The organism is Pseudomonas sp. SAR267 (assembly GCF_052077595.1).
Classification (GTDB): Bacteria; Pseudomonadota; Gammaproteobacteria; order Pseudomonadales; family Pseudomonadaceae; genus Aquipseudomonas; species Aquipseudomonas vlassakiae.
In genome coordinates, this window is record NZ_JBQIHU010000001.1 from 4,430,823 (window position 1) to 4,450,700 (window position 19,878).

A 19,878-nucleotide genomic window follows, 5' to 3' on the forward strand; every position below is an offset into this window, starting at 1 on the left:
GTGCGCGGTTGATGATGGGAATGTGTGTCAAATGCGCCATTTGGCACGCAGACCACGGCATATTCGGACGCCGTACTAGGACACTGTAGGAATCAGCCTCATGTGCAGCAGGGGATAGGGCTGCCCCAAGCCATCTGTTTCCGAACGGCCAACCACTTGGAAGCCTTCGTGCAAATAGAAGCCCAGGGCTTGCGGGTTCTGTTCGTTGACGTCCAGGCGTTCGGCATTCAATTCGTCGATCGCATAACGCAGCAGGCGTTTGCCAACCCCCTTGCCCCGGTAGTTCGGTGCGACGAACAACATGTGCACGCAGCCATTGGCGACGCCGGCGAAGCCGCAGATGCGCTGGCGATCCTTGCAGCAGATCAGCATCACGGCATCAAGGTAGCGGCGCAGCACTTGTTCGCGGAGCAACAGGATATAGGCCTCTGGCAGGAAGTCATGGGTTGCGCGCACCGAGTCTTCCCAGATCTGCACCAACTCACTGTAGTCGCTGTACCGGGGTGTCTGCAGCGTGAGGGCCGAATGCATGCCGGTATTCCTCCAAGGCGATAGGGAAAACATAGCAGGCCAACCACTGGTCAGCTGCGTTGTGCGCAGCTTGAAGCGTGGGAGGGATAGGTCTATTAATAATGCGTGGGAAAAAATCCCACGCGATGAAGAGAAACTACCTACAACAGATTCCCGCTTGATTAGCGTTCTCATGGCGAAGACCTGGAGACGGAAAATGCAAATCCACATGCTGTTCAAAAGGGCTCTACTGGCAGTCGCCGTTGCAGGCGTGCTGTCGACGGCCATCGTGTTGATTCCAGATTCGATTTCTCATGGCTCCAGCGCATATGCCAAGGATGGCGGCGGCGGCGGCGGCGGTGGTCACGGTGGCGGCGGTGGTCACGGCGGCGGCGGTAGTGGTGGCGGTGGCGGCGGTCACGGCGGCGGCGGTAGTGGTGGCGGTGGCGGCGGTCACGGCGGCGGCGGCGGTAGTGGTGGCGGTGGCGGTGGTCACGGCGGCGGCGGTAGTGGTGGCGGTGGCGGTGGCGGTGGTCACGGCGGCGGCAGCGGTGGTGGCGGCCATGGCGGCAATAGTGGCAGTGGCCATGGTGACGCAGGCCAGGGTCACGATGGCAATGCAAATTCCGGTCGCAGCAGTAACCATGCTGAAGCGGGTGATGATCATGGCAACCACGTTGGCGGTGAGCCCGGTGACGATCATGGCAATCATGTCGGCGGTGAACCTGGCGACGATCGTGGCAATCACGTTGGTGGTGAACCTGGTGACGATAACGGCAACCATGTGGGTCGCGAACAGGCTGATGACCGCGGTGCTCATGCCGGCGGTGAAGTCGGGGATGACAGGAGCTGATTGGCAGTGAAAAGCCCATACAAGACCCAACGGACGGGTTTTGTATGTGCGGCCCCAGGTCCGGTCCCATCATGCGTTTGCAGTGAGCGCTGACAGCTTTTTCTCATCCTCGGTGAGAAGTGGTTACAGTCGTGTGGGATGTTTTCCCGCATACTGGGTTCACAGTTCAAGGAATGCGCTCCATGCAATCGCCCTCTATCCCTCCATCCATGTTGAGTGCACTGCGCAGGATCATGCGCCCTCTGGTGCGTCTGATGCTGCGCAAAGGGGTGACCTATACGATGTTCACCGACGTGCTCAAGGAAGTATTCGTCGATGTGGCGCATCGCGAGTTTCGCCTGGACGACAAGGTGCCGACCGACAGTCGCATCAGCCTGCTGACCGGGGTGCATCGCAAGGATGTGCGGCGGCTGCGAAGTGAAAGTGACGCGTCTGCCGCGGCGCTGCCGGAAAACATCACCTTAGGTGCGCAATTGGTGAATGTATGGACCCGTAGCCCGCCCTTCTGCTCGCAGGCCGGCCAGGCGTTGGCCCTGCCAAGGCTGGCCAGCGTTGGCGGCGATTGTTCTTTCGACGCCTTGGTGGCGAAGGTCAGCACGGATATCCGTGGGCGGGTAGTGCTGGATGAATGGCTGCGCCTGGGCGTCGTCCGCCTCGATGATCAGGACCGCGTCCACCTCGAGGCCCAGGCATTCGTACCGCAGAAGGGCTTCGATGAGAAAGCCGCATATTTTGGCCATAACCTGCACGATCACGCCTGCGCAGCGGTGCACAACCTCAGTGGCGAAGGCCTGCCGTTTTTCGAACGCAGCGTGCACTACGACGCCCTGACCCCGGCCAGCGTCGACACGCTGCGCGAAGCCGTCAGCCAGGATGGCATGCAAACCCTGCTGGCCTTCAGCCGGCTGGCAGCCGAGTTGGAAAGCACCGACGAGCCAAGCCAAGGGCAGCGTCAGCGCATCACCGTCGGGCTCTATTTCTATTCTGAAGCCACTGACCCCGATTCGTCGAAGGCCGCCGACTCATGACGCCTTTCGTGCGCTGCCTCAATCTCGTTGCACTGGTCCTTGTTTTCGGGCTGGACCTGGGGGCGCCTGCCAATGTGGTAGCAGCGCCAGTGTGCGTCAGCCGTGATGAAGTGGGCATGGCGGGTGCTGCGAGCATGCAGTTGCCGGGGGGCGTTGGCGGCACCGGCGCCAGAACCGGTGGTATGGGTGGCACGGGTGCGCCGCTTCAGCAGCGCCCCGGTGGCACGGGGGGCACAGGCGCGCCGATCGAGCGCCCGGGCGGCACTGGTGGTACTGGTATCGTCGGCACCATCACCGGGTTCGCATCGATCTGCGTCAATGGCCAGGAGGTGCACTACGCCAAGGATGTACCTGTCAGTGAAAATGGTGCCCCTGCCAGCAGCGCTCATCTGGCGATCGGCCAGGTGGTCGCGGTGGAGGCGTATGGCACACAGCGCGGCTTGCAAGCCGGGCGCATCGCGATCCTCAACGTTTACGAGGGGCCGCTGACGGCACTGCCGAATGCTTCGGGGCCGCTGCGGGTCATGGGCCAGCCCGTGCGCCTGGCAGCCGGGGCGCGGGTGGCAGAAGGGCTGCGACCGGGCGAACCGGTCAGGGTCAGCGGCCTGCGCGATGCTGCAGGCGAAGTGGTCGCTAGCCGTATCGAGCGGGCGCCAGGGCTCAGCGAGGCCAGTGCCATTGGCGCAATCGATCACCCCGGAAGCCTTCAGGGGCTCAAATTGGGCATTCCTGTGGCACCGGCGCGGGAAATGCTGGTGCGCGGCCAATGGACCGGCAGCCAGCTGGAAGTGGCGCAAACGCGCCCTGACCCGAGCCTGGCGTTTGCCGGGCGGGGGCAGACGATGGTGATCGAAGGGCTGGTGCAGCGCACGCAGGCGCGTCAGCTGGTGGTCGGCGGCATCAACGTGACCCTGGGGCAGGATACCGTGGTCGTCGGCAAGCAGCCCGCGTCCATCGCGCTCGACCAACGGGTGCGAGTAATCGGCGTATTCAGTGCTACCCACGAGCTGCGGGCATCCCGCGTCGAGCTCGATGACGACCGCGCAGAGCATTCGGGCGCAGGGCATTCCGGGGGTAACAGCGTGCACGTTACAAGCAGCTCGGGCAGTTCGGGCAACAGCAGCCAGGGTGAGCGTGGGACCTCCAGCATCCGCAGCCAAAGCGGTGATGACCACGATGGGCGCAGTGCCGGTGGCGGCGCCAATGATCATGGCAGCATGGACGTTGAGGACAAGTCCGGTAAGTCGGTACAGGTCGATACCGTGGAGCAACGCGAGACCAGCAACAGTGGTAGTTCCGATCGCGTGGAAAAGCTCGAGAAGCTGGAAAGAGTGGAGAAGGTCGAAAAGCCCGAGAAAGTCGAGAAAGTGGAAAAAGTCGAACGTCCTGAAAAAGTAGATAGGGTCGAGAAGCCTGAAAAAGTCGAGAAAGTCGAAAAGGTAGAAAAGATCGAACGGGTCGAAAAGCCTGAAACGGTAGAAAAAGTCGAAAAGGTCGAAAGGCCTGAGACGGCAGAGAAGGTCGAAAAAGTCGAGCATCCGGAGCGGTCCGGGCATTAGGCAACTAGGCTGGGTTAGTCCGTTCACACTTCCCGACGCAATACCGAGGTGCAAATGAGACCCGCGCTCCCTCTTTTCGCCTGTTTGTTGTTCTGTAGCAGTGCCTCGGCCCTGGCCGATACCTTCAGCGCCTCGATTGGCATGGACTATTCGAGTGGCGACTATGGCACGGGTACCACTTCGGAAATCTGGTATGTCCCTGTGGTCGGCAAGTATGAAACCGGCCCCATGACTTACAAAGTCACCGTGCCCTGGCTACGCATTACCAACCCTGAAGTGGGGCCCAATGGTGATCCCTTGCCCGGTGGATGCCATGCGGTGGAGAGTGGGCTGGGTGACACGGTAGCCAGCGCGGCTTATGCGCTGCTCGATGGCCGTGACGGTGGCCTGATGCTGGACCTCATCGGCAAGGTCAAATTTCCCACTGCCGATGAAAAGCAGTGCCTGGGCACGGGGGAGTACGATTACACCGGCCAGGTCGATATCGCCCAGGCATTCGGCCCGGTCACCGGCTTCGCGACCCTCGGCTGGAAGAAGTTCGGTGACCCGCCTGGCAGCGATTTCAAAGATCCGATATTCACCAGCCTGGGCTTTGCCATTCCCGTGGGGAAAAGTTCGTCGGCTGGTGCCTCGTACGACTGGCGGCAAAAGGTCGTCTCGACGGGGTCGGAAATTCAGGAACTGACACTGTTCCTCACCCACAAACTCAACCGGGAATGGAAAGTGCAGTTGTATGCGGTGAAGGGTTTTTCCGATGCCAGCCCCGATGCAGAGGCTGGAATGATGGTTTTTCACACCTTCTGACGAAAAAAGCCCCTGCCGGGTATTTCCACAGTGGGAATACCCGGCAGGGGTTTTCCATGCGCCGACGGCTTTAAACCGGCTCGGCCCACATGTCGTATTCGTCGGCATCCACCACGCGGCACCGGACTTTATCGCCCGGCTTGAAGCCATGGTTACCGTCGATGAACACGCTGCCGTCGATTTCCGGAGCATCGAAGAAGCTGCGGCCAACCGAACCCTGTTCCTCGACTTCGTCGATCAGCACTTCTATTTCCTTGCCGATGCGCAGTTGCAGGCGAGCGGCGCTGATGGCCTGCTGGTGAGCCATGAAGCGGTCCCAACGGTCCTGCTTGATGTCATCCGGCACTTCTTCCAGGCCCAGGTCGTTGGCCGGGGCGCCTTCGACTGGCGAGTACTGGAAGCAGCCGACGCGATCGAGCTGGGCTTCGGTGAGCCAGTCCAGCAGGTACTGGAAGTCTTCCTCGGTTTCGCCAGGGAAGCCGACGATGAAGGTCGAGCGGATCACCAGCTCGGGGCATTGCTCGCGCCAGTTCTTGATGCGTGCCAGGGTCCGGTCTTCGAAGGCTGGGCGCTTCATCGACTTGAGTACTTTCGGGCTGGCGTGCTGGAACGGGATGTCCAGGTACGGCAGGATCTTGCCGGCGGCCATCAACGGGATCACGTCGTCGACATTCGGGTACGGGTAGACGTAGTGCAGGCGTACCCAGGCACCCAGGCTGCTCAGCGCTTCGCACAGTTCGAGCATGCGGGTCTTGACCGGGCGGCCGTTCCAGAAGTCGGTCTTGTACTTGACGTCGACGCCGTAGGCGCTGGTGTCCTGGGAAATGACCAGGATTTCCTTGACGCCGGCCTTGACCAGGCGCTCGGCCTCGCTCAGCACTTCACCGACCGGGCGGCTGACCAGCTTGCCGCGCATCGACGGGATGATGCAGAAGCTGCAGCTGTGGTTGCAGCCTTCGGAAATCTTCAGGTAGGCGTAGTGGCGCGGGGTCAGCTTGACGCCCTGCGGTGGCACCAGGTCAATCAGCGGGTTGTGGTCCTGGCGGGGAGGCACCACTTCGTGCACGGCGTTGACCACCTGCTCGTACTGCTGCGGGCCGGTGACCGACAGCACGCTTGGGTGCACGTCACGGATATTGCCTTCGTCGACACCCATGCAGCCGGTGACGATGACCTTGCCGTTTTCCTTGATCGCTTCACCGATCACCTCAAGCGACTCGGCCTTGGCGCTGTCGATGAAGCCGCAGGTGTTGACCACCACCACATCGGCGTCCTCGTAGGTGGGCACGACTTCATAGCCTTCCATGCGCAGCTGGGTCAGGATGCGCTCGGAATCGACCAGGGCCTTGGGGCAACCCAGGCTGACGAAACCAACCTTGGGGGTGGCGGGAGTGGTGGACATGACTAACCTCGGTATTGAATGCAGTTCGCCCGCAGCAGAAGGGGGCGATCTTGACGGGCGCTTTTGGCGCCTCTGATCAAAAAGTGCGCAATTCTAGCGAGCGCACGGTCGCTTGACCAGCAGAAAAGCGACGAACGCTGCGCTATGCTTCGCGCCATTGCGTGGGGGCACTGCATGTCCCTGACGCAGGAGTGAATTCTACCGGCCTTCAAGGCCATCTGCGGGAGTGTTCGATGGTTCAGGCAAGCAGTCACGCCGAAGGCGGGCACGCGGGGAAGCAAGGCGCGACACGGTCACTGGGGCTGCTGGTGGCAGCGGTCGGGGTGGTGTATGGCGATATCGGTACCAGCCCGTTGTATACCCTGAAAGAGGTCTTTACTGGCGGCTATGGGGTGCCGGTCAACCATGACGGTGTGCTGGGGATCCTCTCGCTGATCCTCTGGTCGCTGCTGTGGGTGGTGTCGTTCAAGTACGTGATGTTCATCCTGCGCGCAGACAACCAGGGCGAGGGCGGTACCATGGCGCTCACCGCCCTGGCCCTGAGGGCAACGACTGCGTACCCGCGGTTGCGTTCGCTGATGCTCATCTGTGGGCTGATCGGCGCCTCGCTGTTCTACGGCGACAGCATGATCACCCCGGCCGTGTCGGTGCTGTCGGCGGTGGAGGGTATGGGCCTGGCGTTCGAAGGTATCGACCACTGGGTGGTGCCCATCTCGCTGGTGGTGCTGGTGGCGCTGTTCGTGGCGCAGAAGCATGGCACCGAGAAGATCGGCAAGTTGTTCGGCCCGATCATGGTCACCTGGTTTCTGGCGCTGGCCGTCCTGGGCGTGCATGGCATCAGCCAGAGCCCGGAAGTGCTCAAGGCGTTCAACCCGGTCTGGGCGGTCAATTTCTTCATCGTTCACCCCGGCATGGGGGTGGCCATACTCGGTGCGGTGGTGCTGGCACTGACTGGCGCCGAGGCGCTGTACGCCGACATGGGCCACTTTGGCCGCAAACCGATAGCCCGTGCCTGGTTTGCCCTGGTGCTGCCGGCGCTGGTACTCAACTATTTTGGCCAGGGCGCGCTGCTGTTGCAGAACCCGGACGCGGCGCGCAACCCGTTCTACCTGCTGGCGCCGGGCTGGGCCCTGCTGCCGATGGTCGGGCTGGCGACAATGGCCACGGTGATTGCCTCGCAGGCTGTGATCTCGGGGGCCTTCTCGCTGACCCGTCAGGCCATCCAGCTTGGCTATATCCCCCGCATGCAGATCCAGCACACGTCCAGCGACGAGCAGGGGCAGATCTACATCGGCGCAGTTAACTGGACATTGATGGTTGGCGTGGTGCTGCTGGTGATCGGCTTCGAGTCGTCCGGCGCACTGGCCGCGGCCTACGGTGTGGCCGTGACTGGGACCATGCTGATGACCACCATCCTGGTGGCCGCGGTGATGCTGCTGCTGTGGAAGTGGCCGCCGATGCTGGCGGTGCCGCTGGTGGTCTGTTTCCTGTTGGTCGATGGCTTGTACTTCGCCGCCAACGTACCGAAGATCGTTCAAGGCGGCGCCTTCCCGGTACTCGCAGGCCTGGTGCTGTACCTGCTGATGAGTACCTGGAAGCGCGGCAAGCAGATCCTGGTCGAGCGCATTGACGAGGGCGGGCTGCCATTGCCGGTGTTCATCAGCAGCATCCGCGTGCAGCCGCCGCATCGGGTCGAAGGCACGGCGGTGTTCCTGACGGCGCGTGCAGATGCGGTGCCTCATGCGCTGTTGCACAACATGCTGCATAACCAGGTGCTGCACAGCCAGGTGGTGCTGCTGACAGTGGTCAGTGAAGATCGCCCTCGGGTGCCGGAGCACGAGCGTTTCGAGGTCGAGGCCTACGGTGATGGCTTCTTCCGCGTGTTGCTGCACTTCGGCTTCATGGACGAGCCGGACGTGCCGGCGGCATTGAGGTTGTGTCACCTGGACGAACTGGACTTCAGCCCGATGCGCACCACCTACTTCCTCAGCCGGGAAACGGTGATTGCGTCGCGTCTGGAGGGGATGTCGCGCTGGCGGGGCAACCTGTTTGCGTTCCTGCTGAAGAATGCCAACGGTAACTTGCGCTTCTTCAACTTGCCGCTGAACCGGGTGATTGAGCTGGGTACCCAGGTCGAGATCTGAGTTATTGGGGCTGCTTTGCAGCCCTTCGCGGGCACGCCCGCTCCCGCAGGGAAAGCGCAATCCTGTGGGAGCGGGCGTGCCCGCGAAGGGCCGCAAAGCGGCCCCAATCATTTTCAGTTCTGTGCAGCGACGCTGGACTTGCCCTGACGGGTCTCTATCTCGTCGATCAAGCGCTTGGCCAGCGCCGGGTAGTTCTCGTCGAAGTGGTGGCCGCCTGGCAGCTTCATGCGCTCGCCCACCGCAGTCTTGTCGGTGCAACCGCTTTCGTCGGTCTCTTCCACGCCGTACACGCACACCACCTTGGACGCCGGTAGTTTGGCCATTTCCGGCCCGGTAGGCGCTTCCTGACCTTCCTTGCCCAACCAGCCTTCGACTTCGATCTCGAAGCTGCCGCTACGGGCGAACGCCAGCAGCACGACTGCGTCGATACGCTGCTGGTCTTCGGCCGGCAGGCGGTTGTAGATGGCCGGCAGCACGTCCGCACCGAACGAGTAACCGGTCAGCACGAAACGCTTGGTGCCCCACTTCTGGCGGTAGTGCTGCATCAGTTCCGACAGGTCGGCGGCGCTTTGCTCCGGGGTCTTGTGTTGCCAGTAGTAGCGCAAGGTGTCGATACCGACCACCGGGTAGCCCAGCTTGGCCATCTCGCCGGCGACGTCGCGGTCCAGGTCGCGCCAGCCGCCGTCACCGGACAGGAAGAGGGTGACGGTGTCGGTGGTTTGCCCGGCCGGGACTTCCACCACCGGGATGGCCAGGGCGTTGCCGTCGCGGCCAACCAGGGCCTGGGTCAGCTGGGCCTTGAGTACCTGCGGCAGGTGAATGTCATAGTCGCTGATGCTGGTTTCAGCGTTGGCTTGGTCGCGCACGAAGGCGGCACTGGCGTCGTCCGGGTTGTCGTTCCAGGCGACGTTCCAGTGGCCGTGGGCGGCCGACTTCGGCAGCTCGACCTTGCAGCCTGGCTGTTCCAGGGTGAAATCGACCGAGATGGCCCGTGCCTTGTCGTCACTCTGGGTGGCCAGCCAGCGCCATGCCTGGGCCGCACCTGGGCCGATGCCGGCGACCAGGGTCGGTTTGTCTGACAGCTGGGTCAGCGCCTGGTCCATGGCCTGTTGCTGCCTGGTGCAGTCGTTCGGCGGCAGGATCACCTGAACCAGCTGCGCCTCGCCAGCCTGGCTCAGGTCCAGCAACTGCTTGTCGCTCAGGGCCTGGTCCTGGGGCACGCCGATGGCGACTCGGGCCTTGGCATGCACGCCCGGGGTGACGCGGATGATGCTGGTGTCATTCAGGGTCAGCTGCTCCAGCCGTGCCTCGGGGGCAGGGCGGGCCCACAGCCAAAAGCCCGCAGCGCCAGCCAGGGCGGCCAGCAACAGGGGAATCACTACGTACAGCCAATAGCGTCGGATCATCAGCGTTTCACCAATCCAGTCAGGCCGCCGGCAATCAGGGCGGCAGTATCGGCCAGTGCTACCAGTGGGTCGAGCCCGGCTGGTACGGCCATGTAACGAGGTTCCCAGTCCGGCTGGAACTTGTCCTTGAAGCGCCGCAGGCCCTGGAAGTTGTAGAGCTGTTCGCCACGGCGGAACACCATCGAGCCCAGGCGCTGGGTCAAGGGTGCACCGCGGCGCGGCTGCAGGCCGGAAAGCGGGACCATGCCCAGGCTGAAGCGGCCGTAGTCATGGCTTTTGTAATGCAGGATCAAGCCGATCATCATGAATTCCATGGTCAGCTTCGGTGCCTCGGGGTGAGCGCGCATCAGGTCGAGGCTGGCCAATTCGTTGCTGTGGGTTTCCAGCAGGTTGGCGAAGGCCACCGGCCGGCCCTGGAAACGAATCAGGGCGATACGGAAGTGCTGTAGGTACTCGGGGCTGAAGCGCCCCAGCGAGAAGCCCTTCTCGCGAACGTTCTTGCCGCCGAGCCAGGCGTCGGAGATCTCCTTGAGTTCGGCCAGCGGTGCCTGGCCAGGTTCGTGGATCTCCAGGCTCAGGCCATCCCGGCCGCCCCGGTTCCAGGTGTAGCGCAGGTCTTTCATTTCCTTGCCTTTGGCTTCGAGGTCGAAGCGGCGCAGATCAACCCGCGCTTCCTCGCCCAGCTTCAGGGCAGTCAAGCCGATGTCCATGTAGAACGGCAGGTTTTCCGCGCGCACCTGGTAGAACACCGGGCGGGCGTGGTGCAGGTCGCACAGGTCCCGGAACTGCCAGATCATCTCGGCGCGTTCCTGGGCGGGGCCGATCGGGTCGTACAGCGCCACCAGGCTGCGACCGCGACGGGCATACATGAGGAAGGCAGTGTCGCTGGGGTGGAACAGCAAGGCCTTGTCGCCGGTCAATGCCAGGCCACCGTCGGGCTGGTCGGAGGCCAGCAGGATGCGGTTGGCGCGCTGTAGCTCGGCCTCGTCAGGCAATTGAATCACCGGACGAGCGGTGCGCAGCAGCCAGGTCAGGGCGACGATCACCAGCAGCACCGCACTGCCCAGGGCGGCACGCAGGCCACGTGGGGCGTCGGCGTCGAGGGTGAATTGCCACCACAGCTTGTGGGTATAGGGGACATCCTGGTAGGCAAACAGCAGCAGCCACACCGATGCACCTACCACGCAGGCGCTGGCCACCAGGTACACCGGTGAGAACGGCAGTTCGAGCAGCCGGCTCGGTCGGTAGAACGAACGGCGGAAAACAGCCAGCAGTGCGGCGGTCAGGGTCAGCAGGCTGGCTTCTTCCCAGTCGAAGCCTTTGAGGATCGACAGCAGTGCGCCCACCAGCAACAAAATGGTAGTCAGCAGCCACGCGGCAGACAGGCGCCGGCGCAGGCCCTGGGCCAGCAGCAGGCACAACACGCCAATCAGGCTGGCGCCGAAGTGCGAGGCATCGATCAGCCGGTGGGGTACGAGGAAGCCCATGTGCTCCAGGCGTGTATCGATTTCCGGCGTGGCGCCGGAGAACAGCAGCACCACGCCCGAGAGAAACACCAGAATCGCCAGGATCGGTGCGCCGAGACCCGATGCCGCCTTGATCGCTTGCTGGGCAAACAGCAGGCGGCGTGCTTCGTTGGCCAGCAGCAGGACACAGGCCAGCAGCAGTGGCAGCACCACGTAGATCAGTCGGTACAGGAGCAGGGCGGCAGCCAGAGGGGCAGCGCCAAGCTGGTCGGCGAAGGCGGCGAGCAGGATGGCTTCGAACACCCCGACGCCACCCGGTACATGGCTGAGCACGCCAGCCGCCAGGGCCAGCAGATAAACCAGCACGAAGGCACCGAAGGGCGGGGCTTGCGGCAGCAGCAAGTACAGCACTGTGGCGGCAGCAGCCACGTCCAGCGCGGTGATCAGCAATTGCAGGGCCGCCAGGCGGCCACCGGGCAGGCGCAGGGTGCGACGGCCCAACTGGACCAGCAGGTTATCAGCCAGCGGCTGTTCTGGCAGGCGGCGGCGATACAGCCCGATCACCAGCACGGCGGTGAGCGCCAGTACAGCGATGGCGATGCCGGCCAATACTGTCGAAGGCAAGCGCAGGGCGGTAGCCGCTGCCGGCAGGTTGCTCAAGGTGGCCAGTGCCGCCAGCGGTGGCAGCGCGCACCCCAGGGACAGGCTGGCGAACACAGTCATGCGTGCGACTTCGGCGGCGCCCAGGCCCTGACGTGCATACAGGCGGTAACGCACCGAGCCACCCGAAAGCATCGACAGGCCGATCGCGTTACCGATGGCGAAGGCGCTGAAACCACCCATTACCATGGATCGCGCAGGCAGCTTGACGGCCGCGTAACGGCTGGCCGACCACTCGTAGCCGAGCAGGATCACGAAACCTGCCACCGTGGCCAGCAGGGCGCCGATCAACGACTTTGCCGGTACGCCGAGCATGGCATCGTGCAGGGCGTAGATGTCCAGTTCGCTCAACAGATGCCGACAGGCGATCAGCGCCATGGCAAACAGTAGCAAGGTCACGCCCAGGCCAATCGGCTGGCGGTAACGGCTCATTCGCTCAAGCCAAGGCAGGCGCTGGGCAGCAGTCGGCAGTGCCGAAGCAAGCGGCACCTGGGGTTCGGGAGTGTGCGATGTCATGAAATGCCTCGAGCGTGGTGCGCGAGGAGGGGGTGTGCAGCGGCCAAGTGAAAGTCCCTTTGGTAAACGTATCCAGATATTACTCCGGGCAACGTTACTTTCAGTCGTCCGGCAGCGTTAAAGATAGTTCATCCTCAGGTCGACACCTCAAACGGGCGGGTTTGGGTGAACGCCAAGGATTTAACAGGCGACGAAATGCAACAAACCCCGCGCTGCTTTTACACAGGCGGGGTTTGTTCTGACGAATATGGTTGCGGGAGCCGGATTTGAACCGACGACCTTCGGGTTATGAGCCCGACGAGCTACCAGGCTGCTCCATCCCGCGTCAGAGGGGCGCATTTTATAGATCTGGACGCTTAAGTCAAGTGCCGATTTCTGAGGCAAAGAAAAAGGCCACTGCGTTAACAGTGGCCTTCTCTTGAATCTGGTTGCGGGAGCCGGATTTGAACCGACGACCTTCGGGTTATGAGCCCGACGAGCTACCAGGCTGCTCCATCCCGCGCCTGTGGGATCGAATTCTACAGCGTAAGCACTTGATGTCAAGCGCTACTTATTGATTTATCTTGATTTTTTTTTTGCCGAATAAATCGGGGCAAAAGAAAAAGGCCACTGCGTTAACAGTGGCCTTTTCTCGAATCTGGTTGCGGGAGCCGGATTTGAACCGACGACCTTCGGGTTATGAGCCCGACGAGCTACCAGGCTGCTCCATCCCGCGCCTGTGAGATCGAATTCTACGGGTTTCTTCGCCCGTGTCAAGCAAAATTATAGAAAACTCTTTTTCGTTCAACCTCTTAGCGTTTATGCCTGGCTGCGGGTCAGGCGCGACGGGCCTTGCAAGCCGATTATCGACGCAGACTGTTTCACCGCCAGCGGCATGCGCTACTATCTGTATGAATTTACAGTGGTGGCCGTCATCAATGTCTTTGCGCAAGATCATCCACATCGACTGCGATTGTTTTTACGCCGCCATCGAGATGCGTGACGACCCGCGCCTGGCCGGTCGCCCCATGGCCGTGGGGGGGGCTCCTGACCGTCGAGGGGTGATCGCCACCTGCAATTATGAAGCACGCGCCTATGGCGTGCGTTCAGCCATGTCGTCCCGCCATGCCCTGAAGCTTTGCCCGGACCTGGAAATCGTCAAGCCGCGCTTCGACGCTTACCGGGAAGCTTCGCGTGAGATTCACGCCATCTTCCGTGACTACACCGAGCTGATCGAGCCGTTGTCGCTGGATGAGGCATATCTGGATGTCAGCGACAGCCAGTGGTATGCCGGAAGCGCTACGCGAATCGCCGAGGACATTCGCCGGCGGGTTGCCCGCACCCTGCATATCACGGTATCGGCGGGGGTGGCGCCGAACAAGTTCCTGGCCAAGATCGCCAGCGATTGGCGAAAGCCCAACGGCATCTTCGTGATTACCCCGGAGCAGGTCGAGGCCTTTGTGGCTGCATTACCGGTGGCCAAGTTGCATGGCGTGGGCAAAGTGACCGCCGACAAGTTGAACCGCCTGGGGATCGACACCTGTCTTGACTTGCGTGAATGGTCGCGGCTGGCGTTGGCGCGTGAATTCGGCAGTTTTGGCGAGCGGCTCTGGGGGTTGGCGCGAGGGATTGACGAGCGAGCGGTTCACAACGATAGCCGCCGGCAGTCGGTGAGTGTGGAAAATACCTATGACAACGACCTGCCAGACTTGGCCAGTTGCCTTGAACGGTTGCCAGAGCTGCTTGACAGCCTCGATCAGAGGATTGCCCGGATGGACAGCAGTTACCGCCCGGACAAGCCATTCGTCAAGGTCAAGTTCCATGACTTCAGCCAGACGACGATGGAGCAGGCAGGGGCGGGCAGGGACCTGGAAAGCTACCGTCAGCTGCTACGCCAGGCGTTCGCCCGGGGTGGCAAGCCGGTGCGTTTGCTGGGGGTGGGGGTGAGGCTGAAGGACTTGCGCGGGGCGCATGAACAGCTGGAGCTGTTTAACTCTGAGTATTAGGGCCGCGTTTTGCGGCCCTTCGCGAGCACGCTCGGTGCTACAGGCCGGGATCAGCGACCAACCGGCCGGTGGCCTTGGTCAGTGCCGACAGGAATTCCTGTTGCAGCTCCGGATCGTTGCGTGTCAGCTCGATCAGGCTCTGCTCCATCTCGCTGGCTTCCTCTTCCAGGCCCAACTCGGACAAGCGCTTGACCCGGTGTACCCATTGGCCTACATCATCATCCTCGAGGTCATCGAAGATCAGCTCATGGGCCTCTCGCAGCTTGTTGCGCAAGGTGGCGCTGACCAGCAGGCTGGCATCGCCACGCACCGCGTTGTCCTCGTCGACCGCTTGCAGGTGCAAGGTGCCGACGTGGTTCAGGTGCTGTTCCGAGAACGGGCTGTCCAGCAGGTTCAGGCGCAAGACGCCGTTCCTGTCGGTAGTCAGTTCGTGGGTCATCTTGCCTGCCTTGACTTCAACCAGCCGCTCGCTCCAGGGCACGCTGGTGAACTCCTCGCGCTTGTCCTTCTGCACTTCGCTGATGCCCGCCAGGTTCTGCTGGGCACGGCCATTGGACGGCGTGTTCATGAACGGATTGAGGCCATCCACGCCATAGCTGAGCCAGTCGTGGGTGATGCTCTGCGGCAGGTTGCCAAGGGTGAACACGTTGACCACGTTAGCCCCTATACCGGCCACCACGGCTACCGCGCCCAGCGGGATCTCGTAGATCTCCCGCCACGGTTGGTATGGGGTGTAGCGGTCGTAGCGGCGGGTGACCTCGTATTCGGTGACCTCGAAACGCTTCTGCTCGTGGATGCGCACACGCCGTTGCGGAAGCTCCATCACCTTCGGCTCGCCGACATCGATCTGCAAGGTGTGTTCGAGCAGCTTGCGCTCGACACGCTCCTCATGATCGCTGCGCTGGGACATCTGGTTGGCGCAACCGCTGGCGAGCAAGGCGCCGCACAATGCGGCGCCCCCCAGGGTAAAGGTACTTCGCTTGGACATGATTACTCGTGCATTGGTTATCAGCGGCGAACGCGGGCCTGCAGGAAGGTCAGCACTTCATTGAGCGGCAGCTGTTGGGCCTCAGACTCGGTGCGGTGCTTGTACTCCAGGTTACCGTCGGCCAGGCCACGATCGCTGACGACGATGCGGTGTGGAATGCCGATCAGCTCCATGTCGGCGAACTTGATGCCGGGGCTGGTCTTCTTGTCGCGGTCGTCCAGCAGCACCTCGAAGCCGGCTGCAGTCAGTTCGGCGTACAGCTTGTCGGTTGCCTCGCGAACTACCTCGGTTTCGTAACGCAGGGGCACCAGGGCGATCTGGAACGGTGCCAGGGCGTCGTTCCAGATGATGCCTTTGTCGTCGTAGCTCTGCTCGATGGCGGCAGCGACCACGCGGGACACGCCAATGCCGTAGCAGCCCATGGACAGGGTCACCGGCTTGCCGTTTTCACCCAGCACCTGGCACTTGAGCGCCTCGCTGTACTTGGTGCCGAGCTGGAAGATATGGCCAACTTCGATGCCGCGCTTGATGACCAGGGTACCCTGGCCGTCCGGGCTTGGGTCACCTTCGACGACATTGCGCAGGTCGGCGACTTGTGGAACCGGCAGGTCACGCTCCCAGTTCACGCCGAAGTAGTGCTTGTCGTCGATGTTGGCGCCGATGGCAAAGTCGCTCATCAGGGCGACCGAGCGGTCGATGACGATTTCCAGCGGCAGGTTCAACGGGCCGAGCGAACCGGCGCCGGCACCGATGGCCTCGCGCAGTTCGGCGTCGGTGGCCATGACCAGCGGGTCGGCAACCTGTTCCAGCTTGGCGGCCTTGATTTCGTTGAGCTCGTGGTCGCCGCGGACGATCAGGGCGACCAGCTTGCCTTCTTCGGCGCCGCGCACGATCAGGGTCTTGACGGTTTTTTCGATCGGCAGGCCGTGGTTTTCAACCAGCTGGGCAATGGTCTTGGCATCCGGGGTATCGACCAGACGCAGCTCCTCGGTAGGAGCAGGACGCACGGTTTCACGCGGGATGGCTTCGGCCTTCTCGATGTTGGCGGCGTAATCGGAGCTGTCACTGAAGATCACGTCGTCCTCGCCCGACTCGGCCAGGACGTGGAATTCGTGGGAGTAGCTGCCACCAATGGAGCCGGTGTCGGCCTGCACCGGGCGGAAGTCCAGGCCCAGACGGGTGAAGACGTTGGTGTACGCCTGGTGCATGCGGTCGTAGGTTTCCTGCAGGGAAGCCTGGTCGGCATGGAAGGAGTAGGCATCCTTCATGATGAATTCGCGGCCGCGCATCAGGCCGAAGCGTGGGCGAATCTCGTCACGGAACTTGGTCTGGATCTGGTACATGTTGAGCGGCAGCTGTTTATAGCTGGACAGCTCGTTGCGGGCCAGGTCGGTAATCACTTCTTCGTGGGTCGGGCCGACGCAGAACTCGCGCTGATGACGGTCCTTCAGGCGCAGCAGCTCAGGACCGTACTGTTCCCAGCGGCCGGATTCCTGCCACAGTTCAGCAGGCTGGATGCTGGGCATCAACACTTCCAGGGCGCCGGCGGCGTTCATTTCCTCGCGCACAACGTTTTCGACCTTGCGCATCACCCGCAGGCCCATCGGCAGCCAGGTGTACAGGCCGGAAGCCAGTTTGCGAATCATGCCGGCACGCAGCATGAGCTGATGGCTGATGACCACTGCGTCGGCAGGGGTTTCTTTCTGGGTGGCGAGCAAATATTGACTGGTGCGCATGGTTAGCCGTGTCGATTGCCTAAGACGTTGAAATAGCCCCGCATTGTACGGGGGCGAAACGAAGGCGTACAGAATGCCCCAGGGCGTGGCAGTTGTCAGCCAAGAAAAAGCCCGGCAAGTGTGCCGGGCTTTTTCAGGTGCGGGGCACTGTAAGCCAGGCTTACAGGATGCTCAGCGGGTACTCGACGATCAGGCGCAGTTCGTCGATCGAGCTCGAACCGTAGTAGACGCCATCGCTGGAGCGGTAGGTGGCCTGACGAACGCGGAAGCTCAGGTCCTTGGCCGGGCCTTCCTGCAGGACGTACTTGACGTCTACGTCGCGTTCCCATTCCTTGCCGTTGCTGGTGCCGGCCACGTTGGCGTCGGTACCACGTACATAACGGGTCATGAAGGTCAGGCCCGGGATACCGAATTCGGCGAAGTTCAGGTCGTAGCGAGCCTGCCAGGATTTCTCGTCTTCGGCGTTGAAGTCGGAACGGGCAACGGAGTTGGCCAGGAAGATGGTGCCGCCGCCGTCTACACCGTAGCCGTAGTCACCGTCGCCGGAGACTTTCTGGTAAGCCAGGGTGAAGGTGTGGGCGCCGATGTTGTAGGCGCCGGACAGGCTGAATGCACGGTTGTCCAGTTTGCCGCCATCGAAGGCCTTGTATTTGGCCGAGCCATCACTCTTGGTGTCATAGATGTTGAAATCGAACACCAGGCCCTGCTTGTCGGAGATTGGCAGCGCCCAGTTCACGTTGGCGTAGTACTTGCGCCAATAGTCTTCGACCTTGGAGTAGTAAAGGCTGGTCGACAGATTGTCGGTGAAGGCGTAGGTGCCACCGACAACATCGGCCTTTGTCAGGTGCAGGCTGTCGTGGTTGGTCTCGGCCTGGGCGTCAAGTGCGGTGAAACGACCCGCGTTCAGGGTCAGGCCTTTGATTTCGTTGCTGGTGATCAGGGCGCCTTCGGCCATTTCCGGCAGCAGGCGGCTGTCGTCGGTGGCGAACACAGGCAGAGCGGTGAACTGGTCACCTACTTTCAATACGGTGTTGGAGATGCGGAACTTGACTGCACCGCCGCCCTTGGAATAGTCGTCTTGCGCGCGGCCGTCGGAATCAAGCGGGAACAGGCCGGTGCCGGCGCGGCCTTTGCCGCTGTCGAGTTTCAAGCCGAGCATGCCAATGGCGTCAACGCCCACGCCGACAGTACCTTGGGTAAAGCCGGATTCATAAGTGCCGAGGAAGCCGAGGCCGGTTTCTTCAACGCGGCTCTGACGAGCGCCGGTATCAGGGTCACGCTCGTTGTTACGGAAGTCACGGCTAAAGTACAGCATGCGAGTCTTGACGTTCAGCTTGCTGTCTTCGAGGAAACCCTTGGACTCGTCCTGGGACGAGGCCACTGCCATCTGTGAGGTCCCTGCCGCAACGGCCAGGGCGATCATGCTCCACTTCATCACGCGCATCGTGATTTGCTCCTTTGGTTTTTAGGAAGAGTACCGCTGCGTCCAAGTCTTTTAGTTATATGGAACAGCTCTTTCTTGTTATGTCGGCGGAAATGTATAGCACGCTGACTGTTCTTGGCGATATGGCAAAATTTATCCTTGCGGGAACTTTATGGTCATGTCGCTTTCAGGTATTTCCATGTCGCAAATCACGCCCCGATTAACCGGGTCGTACAACGCCAGCGCTGTCCCATCGCCGTAAGAATTCTGTAACTACAGATTCTGGCTGGGAAACTCCCTGGTGTGCCCAATCTCGCTGTTGTTATTTGTCGCGTCACCTGGTCAATGCAGGTGTCGTGCCGACTTGGCGTGGAGAGAATGCAACAAGCATGCTCAAAATTAACAACGGTTCATGAAATTTTCACAGAACCGGCCGCCAAAGGTCGGAAAGTGCCGCAATTACTGGGCGGGAGTTGTCTGATGGTGTGCCGGTCTCATTCGGCAGGTTGAAGGAAAAACCTGCCATAAAAGTCAATGTGTTACCGTCGACTGTTGATCCTGAGTGGTTGATGTGGGTAGAAGCGTAGTGCCGCACACTTGGGCGGCCTCATTTTGGTGCGAAAAGTAGCGCTGTGTTACCGCAGTTGTGCAAGTCGTGAGTATTCATGGGCTTAAAGCGTGCATTCATGCGTTTGTCAGCATGCTCGGGCGGGGCGAAGCAGAGTATCCTTGGCGCATCGGATTATTATTTGGAGATTGATCGTGTTTGATATGGATTCGCGTTTGCAGCAGGGTTCCCTGGTGCTGGGTGACTTTCCGCTGTGCCGCCTGCTGCTGAGTAAAGATGCCAATTACCCGTGGTTCATACTGGTGCCCAGGCGTGAGGGTGTGAGCGAGTTGTTCGACCTCAGCCAGGAAGACCAGGCGCAGCTGTGGAAAGAAACCACCTACCTGGCCGAAACGCTCAAGCACGCGTTCGCGGCCGACAAGATGAACGTGGCCACCTTGGGTAACGTGGTCAGCCAGATGCACATGCATGTGATCGTGCGCCGTCATGGCGATCCAGCCTGGCCTGCGCCGGTCTGGGGCAAGGTCTCGGCCGTTGGCTATGCACCGGAGCAGGTGGACGCCATTCGTCAGCGTCTGCGTGCGCTCCTGACCCATGATTATCAGGAGGTCTGACATGTCGGCGGAGTTGCGCATCATCGAGCTGGAAACCCGTCAGGCGTTCCAGGACGACACGATCCAGGCGTTGAATGATGTGGTGGTCGAGCAGGGGCGGGTCATCGAGCGTCTGCAACTGCAGATGGCCGAGCTGATCAAGCGGTATGAAGAGATGGTCGGGCAGATTGGCAGCGAAGGGGAAGAGGCGCCGCCACCTCACTATTGATGAGTGGC

Annotated in this window: 15 protein-coding genes and 3 tRNA genes; 8 read left to right on the top strand and 10 right to left on the bottom strand. The window is 61.7% G+C overall.

Translation table 11 applies throughout. The features are described 5' to 3' along the window. Positions 1-75: 75 nt before the first annotated feature. On the bottom strand, positions 76-531 hold the full coding sequence (locus tag ACTORR_RS20885; protein ID WP_054883421.1) for a GNAT family N-acetyltransferase: 456 nt from the start codon (positions 529-531) through the stop codon (positions 76-78). A gap of 208 nt (positions 532-739) precedes the next feature. Here ACTORR_RS20885 and ACTORR_RS20890 point away from each other — a divergent pair, with 208 nt between their 5' ends. From ACTORR_RS20890 to ACTORR_RS20905, 4 genes are all read left to right on the top strand, one after another. Continuing rightward, positions 740-1,363 (top strand): hypothetical protein, encoded by a 624-nt coding sequence (locus tag ACTORR_RS20890; protein ID WP_441344128.1) that lies wholly within the window; start codon positions 740-742, stop codon positions 1,361-1,363. Between the two features lie 182 nt (positions 1,364-1,545). Beyond that, a complete protein-coding gene (locus ACTORR_RS20895; protein ID WP_099814865.1) occupies positions 1,546-2,391 on the top strand; it encodes a DUF6502 family protein in 846 nt (281 codons plus the stop codon). After that, on the top strand, positions 2,388-3,950 hold the full coding sequence (locus ACTORR_RS20900; protein ID WP_313365645.1) for a DUF5666 domain-containing protein: 1,563 nt from the start codon (positions 2,388-2,390) through the stop codon (positions 3,948-3,950). Before ACTORR_RS20895 ends, ACTORR_RS20900 begins: the two co-directional genes overlap by 4 nt. Positions 3,951-4,004: 54 nt before the next feature. Then, positions 4,005-4,754 (top strand): hypothetical protein, encoded by a 750-nt coding sequence (locus ACTORR_RS20905; protein ID WP_441343847.1) that lies wholly within the window; start codon positions 4,005-4,007, stop codon positions 4,752-4,754. 70 nt (positions 4,755-4,824) lie between these two features. Here ACTORR_RS20905 and rimO read toward each other — a convergent pair whose 3' ends face one another. After that, positions 4,825-6,156 (bottom strand): 30S ribosomal protein S12 methylthiotransferase RimO, encoded by a 1,332-nt coding sequence (rimO, locus tag ACTORR_RS20910; protein ID WP_054883416.1) that lies wholly within the window; start codon positions 6,154-6,156, stop codon positions 4,825-4,827. 233 nt (positions 6,157-6,389) lie between these two features. Here rimO and ACTORR_RS20915 point away from each other — a divergent pair, with 233 nt between their 5' ends. Next, entirely contained in the window at positions 6,390-8,300 is a 1,911-nt protein-coding gene (locus ACTORR_RS20915) for a potassium transporter Kup (RefSeq protein WP_313365643.1), read from the top strand. Between the two features lie 113 nt (positions 8,301-8,413). On the opposite strand, the gene ACTORR_RS20920 is transcribed toward ACTORR_RS20915, so the two are convergent. The 5 genes from ACTORR_RS20920 to ACTORR_RS20940 all read right to left on the bottom strand — a co-directional run bounded on the left by ACTORR_RS20920 (position 8,414) and on the right by ACTORR_RS20940 (position 13,063). Then, entirely contained in the window at positions 8,414-9,706 is a 1,293-nt protein-coding gene (locus ACTORR_RS20920; RefSeq protein WP_054883414.1) for a virulence factor family protein, read from the bottom strand. Continuing rightward, a complete protein-coding gene (mprF, locus tag ACTORR_RS20925; protein ID WP_441344129.1) occupies positions 9,706-12,264 on the bottom strand; it encodes a bifunctional lysylphosphatidylglycerol flippase/synthetase MprF in 2,559 nt (852 codons plus the stop codon). The genes ACTORR_RS20920 and mprF overlap by 1 nt, the downstream gene beginning before the upstream one ends. Before the next feature lie 332 nt (positions 12,265-12,596). Then, positions 12,597-12,673, bottom strand: a tRNA-Met gene (locus ACTORR_RS20930). Between the two features lie 100 nt (positions 12,674-12,773). After that, a tRNA-Met gene (locus ACTORR_RS20935) sits at positions 12,774-12,850 on the bottom strand. 136 nt (positions 12,851-12,986) lie between these two features. Beyond that, positions 12,987-13,063, bottom strand: a tRNA-Met gene (locus ACTORR_RS20940). A 208-nt stretch (positions 13,064-13,271) separates the two neighbouring features. Here ACTORR_RS20940 and dinB point away from each other — a divergent pair. Further along, complete coding sequence (gene dinB / locus ACTORR_RS20945) at positions 13,272-14,333, top strand: DNA polymerase IV (RefSeq protein WP_313365861.1); 1,062 nt, start codon at positions 13,272-13,274, stop codon at positions 14,331-14,333. 37 nt (positions 14,334-14,370) lie between these two features. Here the strand turns inward: dinB and ACTORR_RS20950 are convergent, their stop codons facing one another. From ACTORR_RS20950 to ACTORR_RS20960, 3 genes are all read right to left on the bottom strand, one after another. Continuing rightward, positions 14,371-15,321, bottom strand: a complete 951-nt coding sequence (locus ACTORR_RS20950) for a hypothetical protein (RefSeq protein WP_054883411.1) — start codon at positions 15,319-15,321, stop codon at positions 14,371-14,373. A 20-nt stretch (positions 15,322-15,341) separates the two neighbouring features. Beyond that, positions 15,342-17,057, bottom strand: a complete 1,716-nt coding sequence (locus tag ACTORR_RS20955) for a proline--tRNA ligase (protein ID WP_054883410.1) — start codon at positions 17,055-17,057, stop codon at positions 15,342-15,344. Between the two features lie 160 nt (positions 17,058-17,217). Then, positions 17,218-18,501 carry an OprD family porin gene (locus tag ACTORR_RS20960; RefSeq protein WP_054883409.1) on the bottom strand — a complete coding sequence of 428 codons (1,284 nt, stop codon included), beginning with the start codon at positions 18,499-18,501 and terminating at the stop codon, positions 17,218-17,220. Between the two features lie 741 nt (positions 18,502-19,242). On the opposite strand from ACTORR_RS20960, the gene ACTORR_RS20965 reads away from it, so the two are divergent. Both ACTORR_RS20965 and ACTORR_RS20970 read left to right on the top strand, forming a co-directional pair. Beyond that, entirely contained in the window at positions 19,243-19,662 is a 420-nt protein-coding gene (locus ACTORR_RS20965) for an HIT family protein (protein WP_313365706.1), read from the top strand. A gap of 1 nt (position 19,663) precedes the next feature. Further along, positions 19,664-19,870, top strand: a complete 207-nt coding sequence (locus ACTORR_RS20970; protein ID WP_054883407.1) for a SlyX family protein — start codon at positions 19,664-19,666, stop codon at positions 19,868-19,870. The last annotated feature ends 8 nt before the right edge of the window (positions 19,871-19,878 follow it).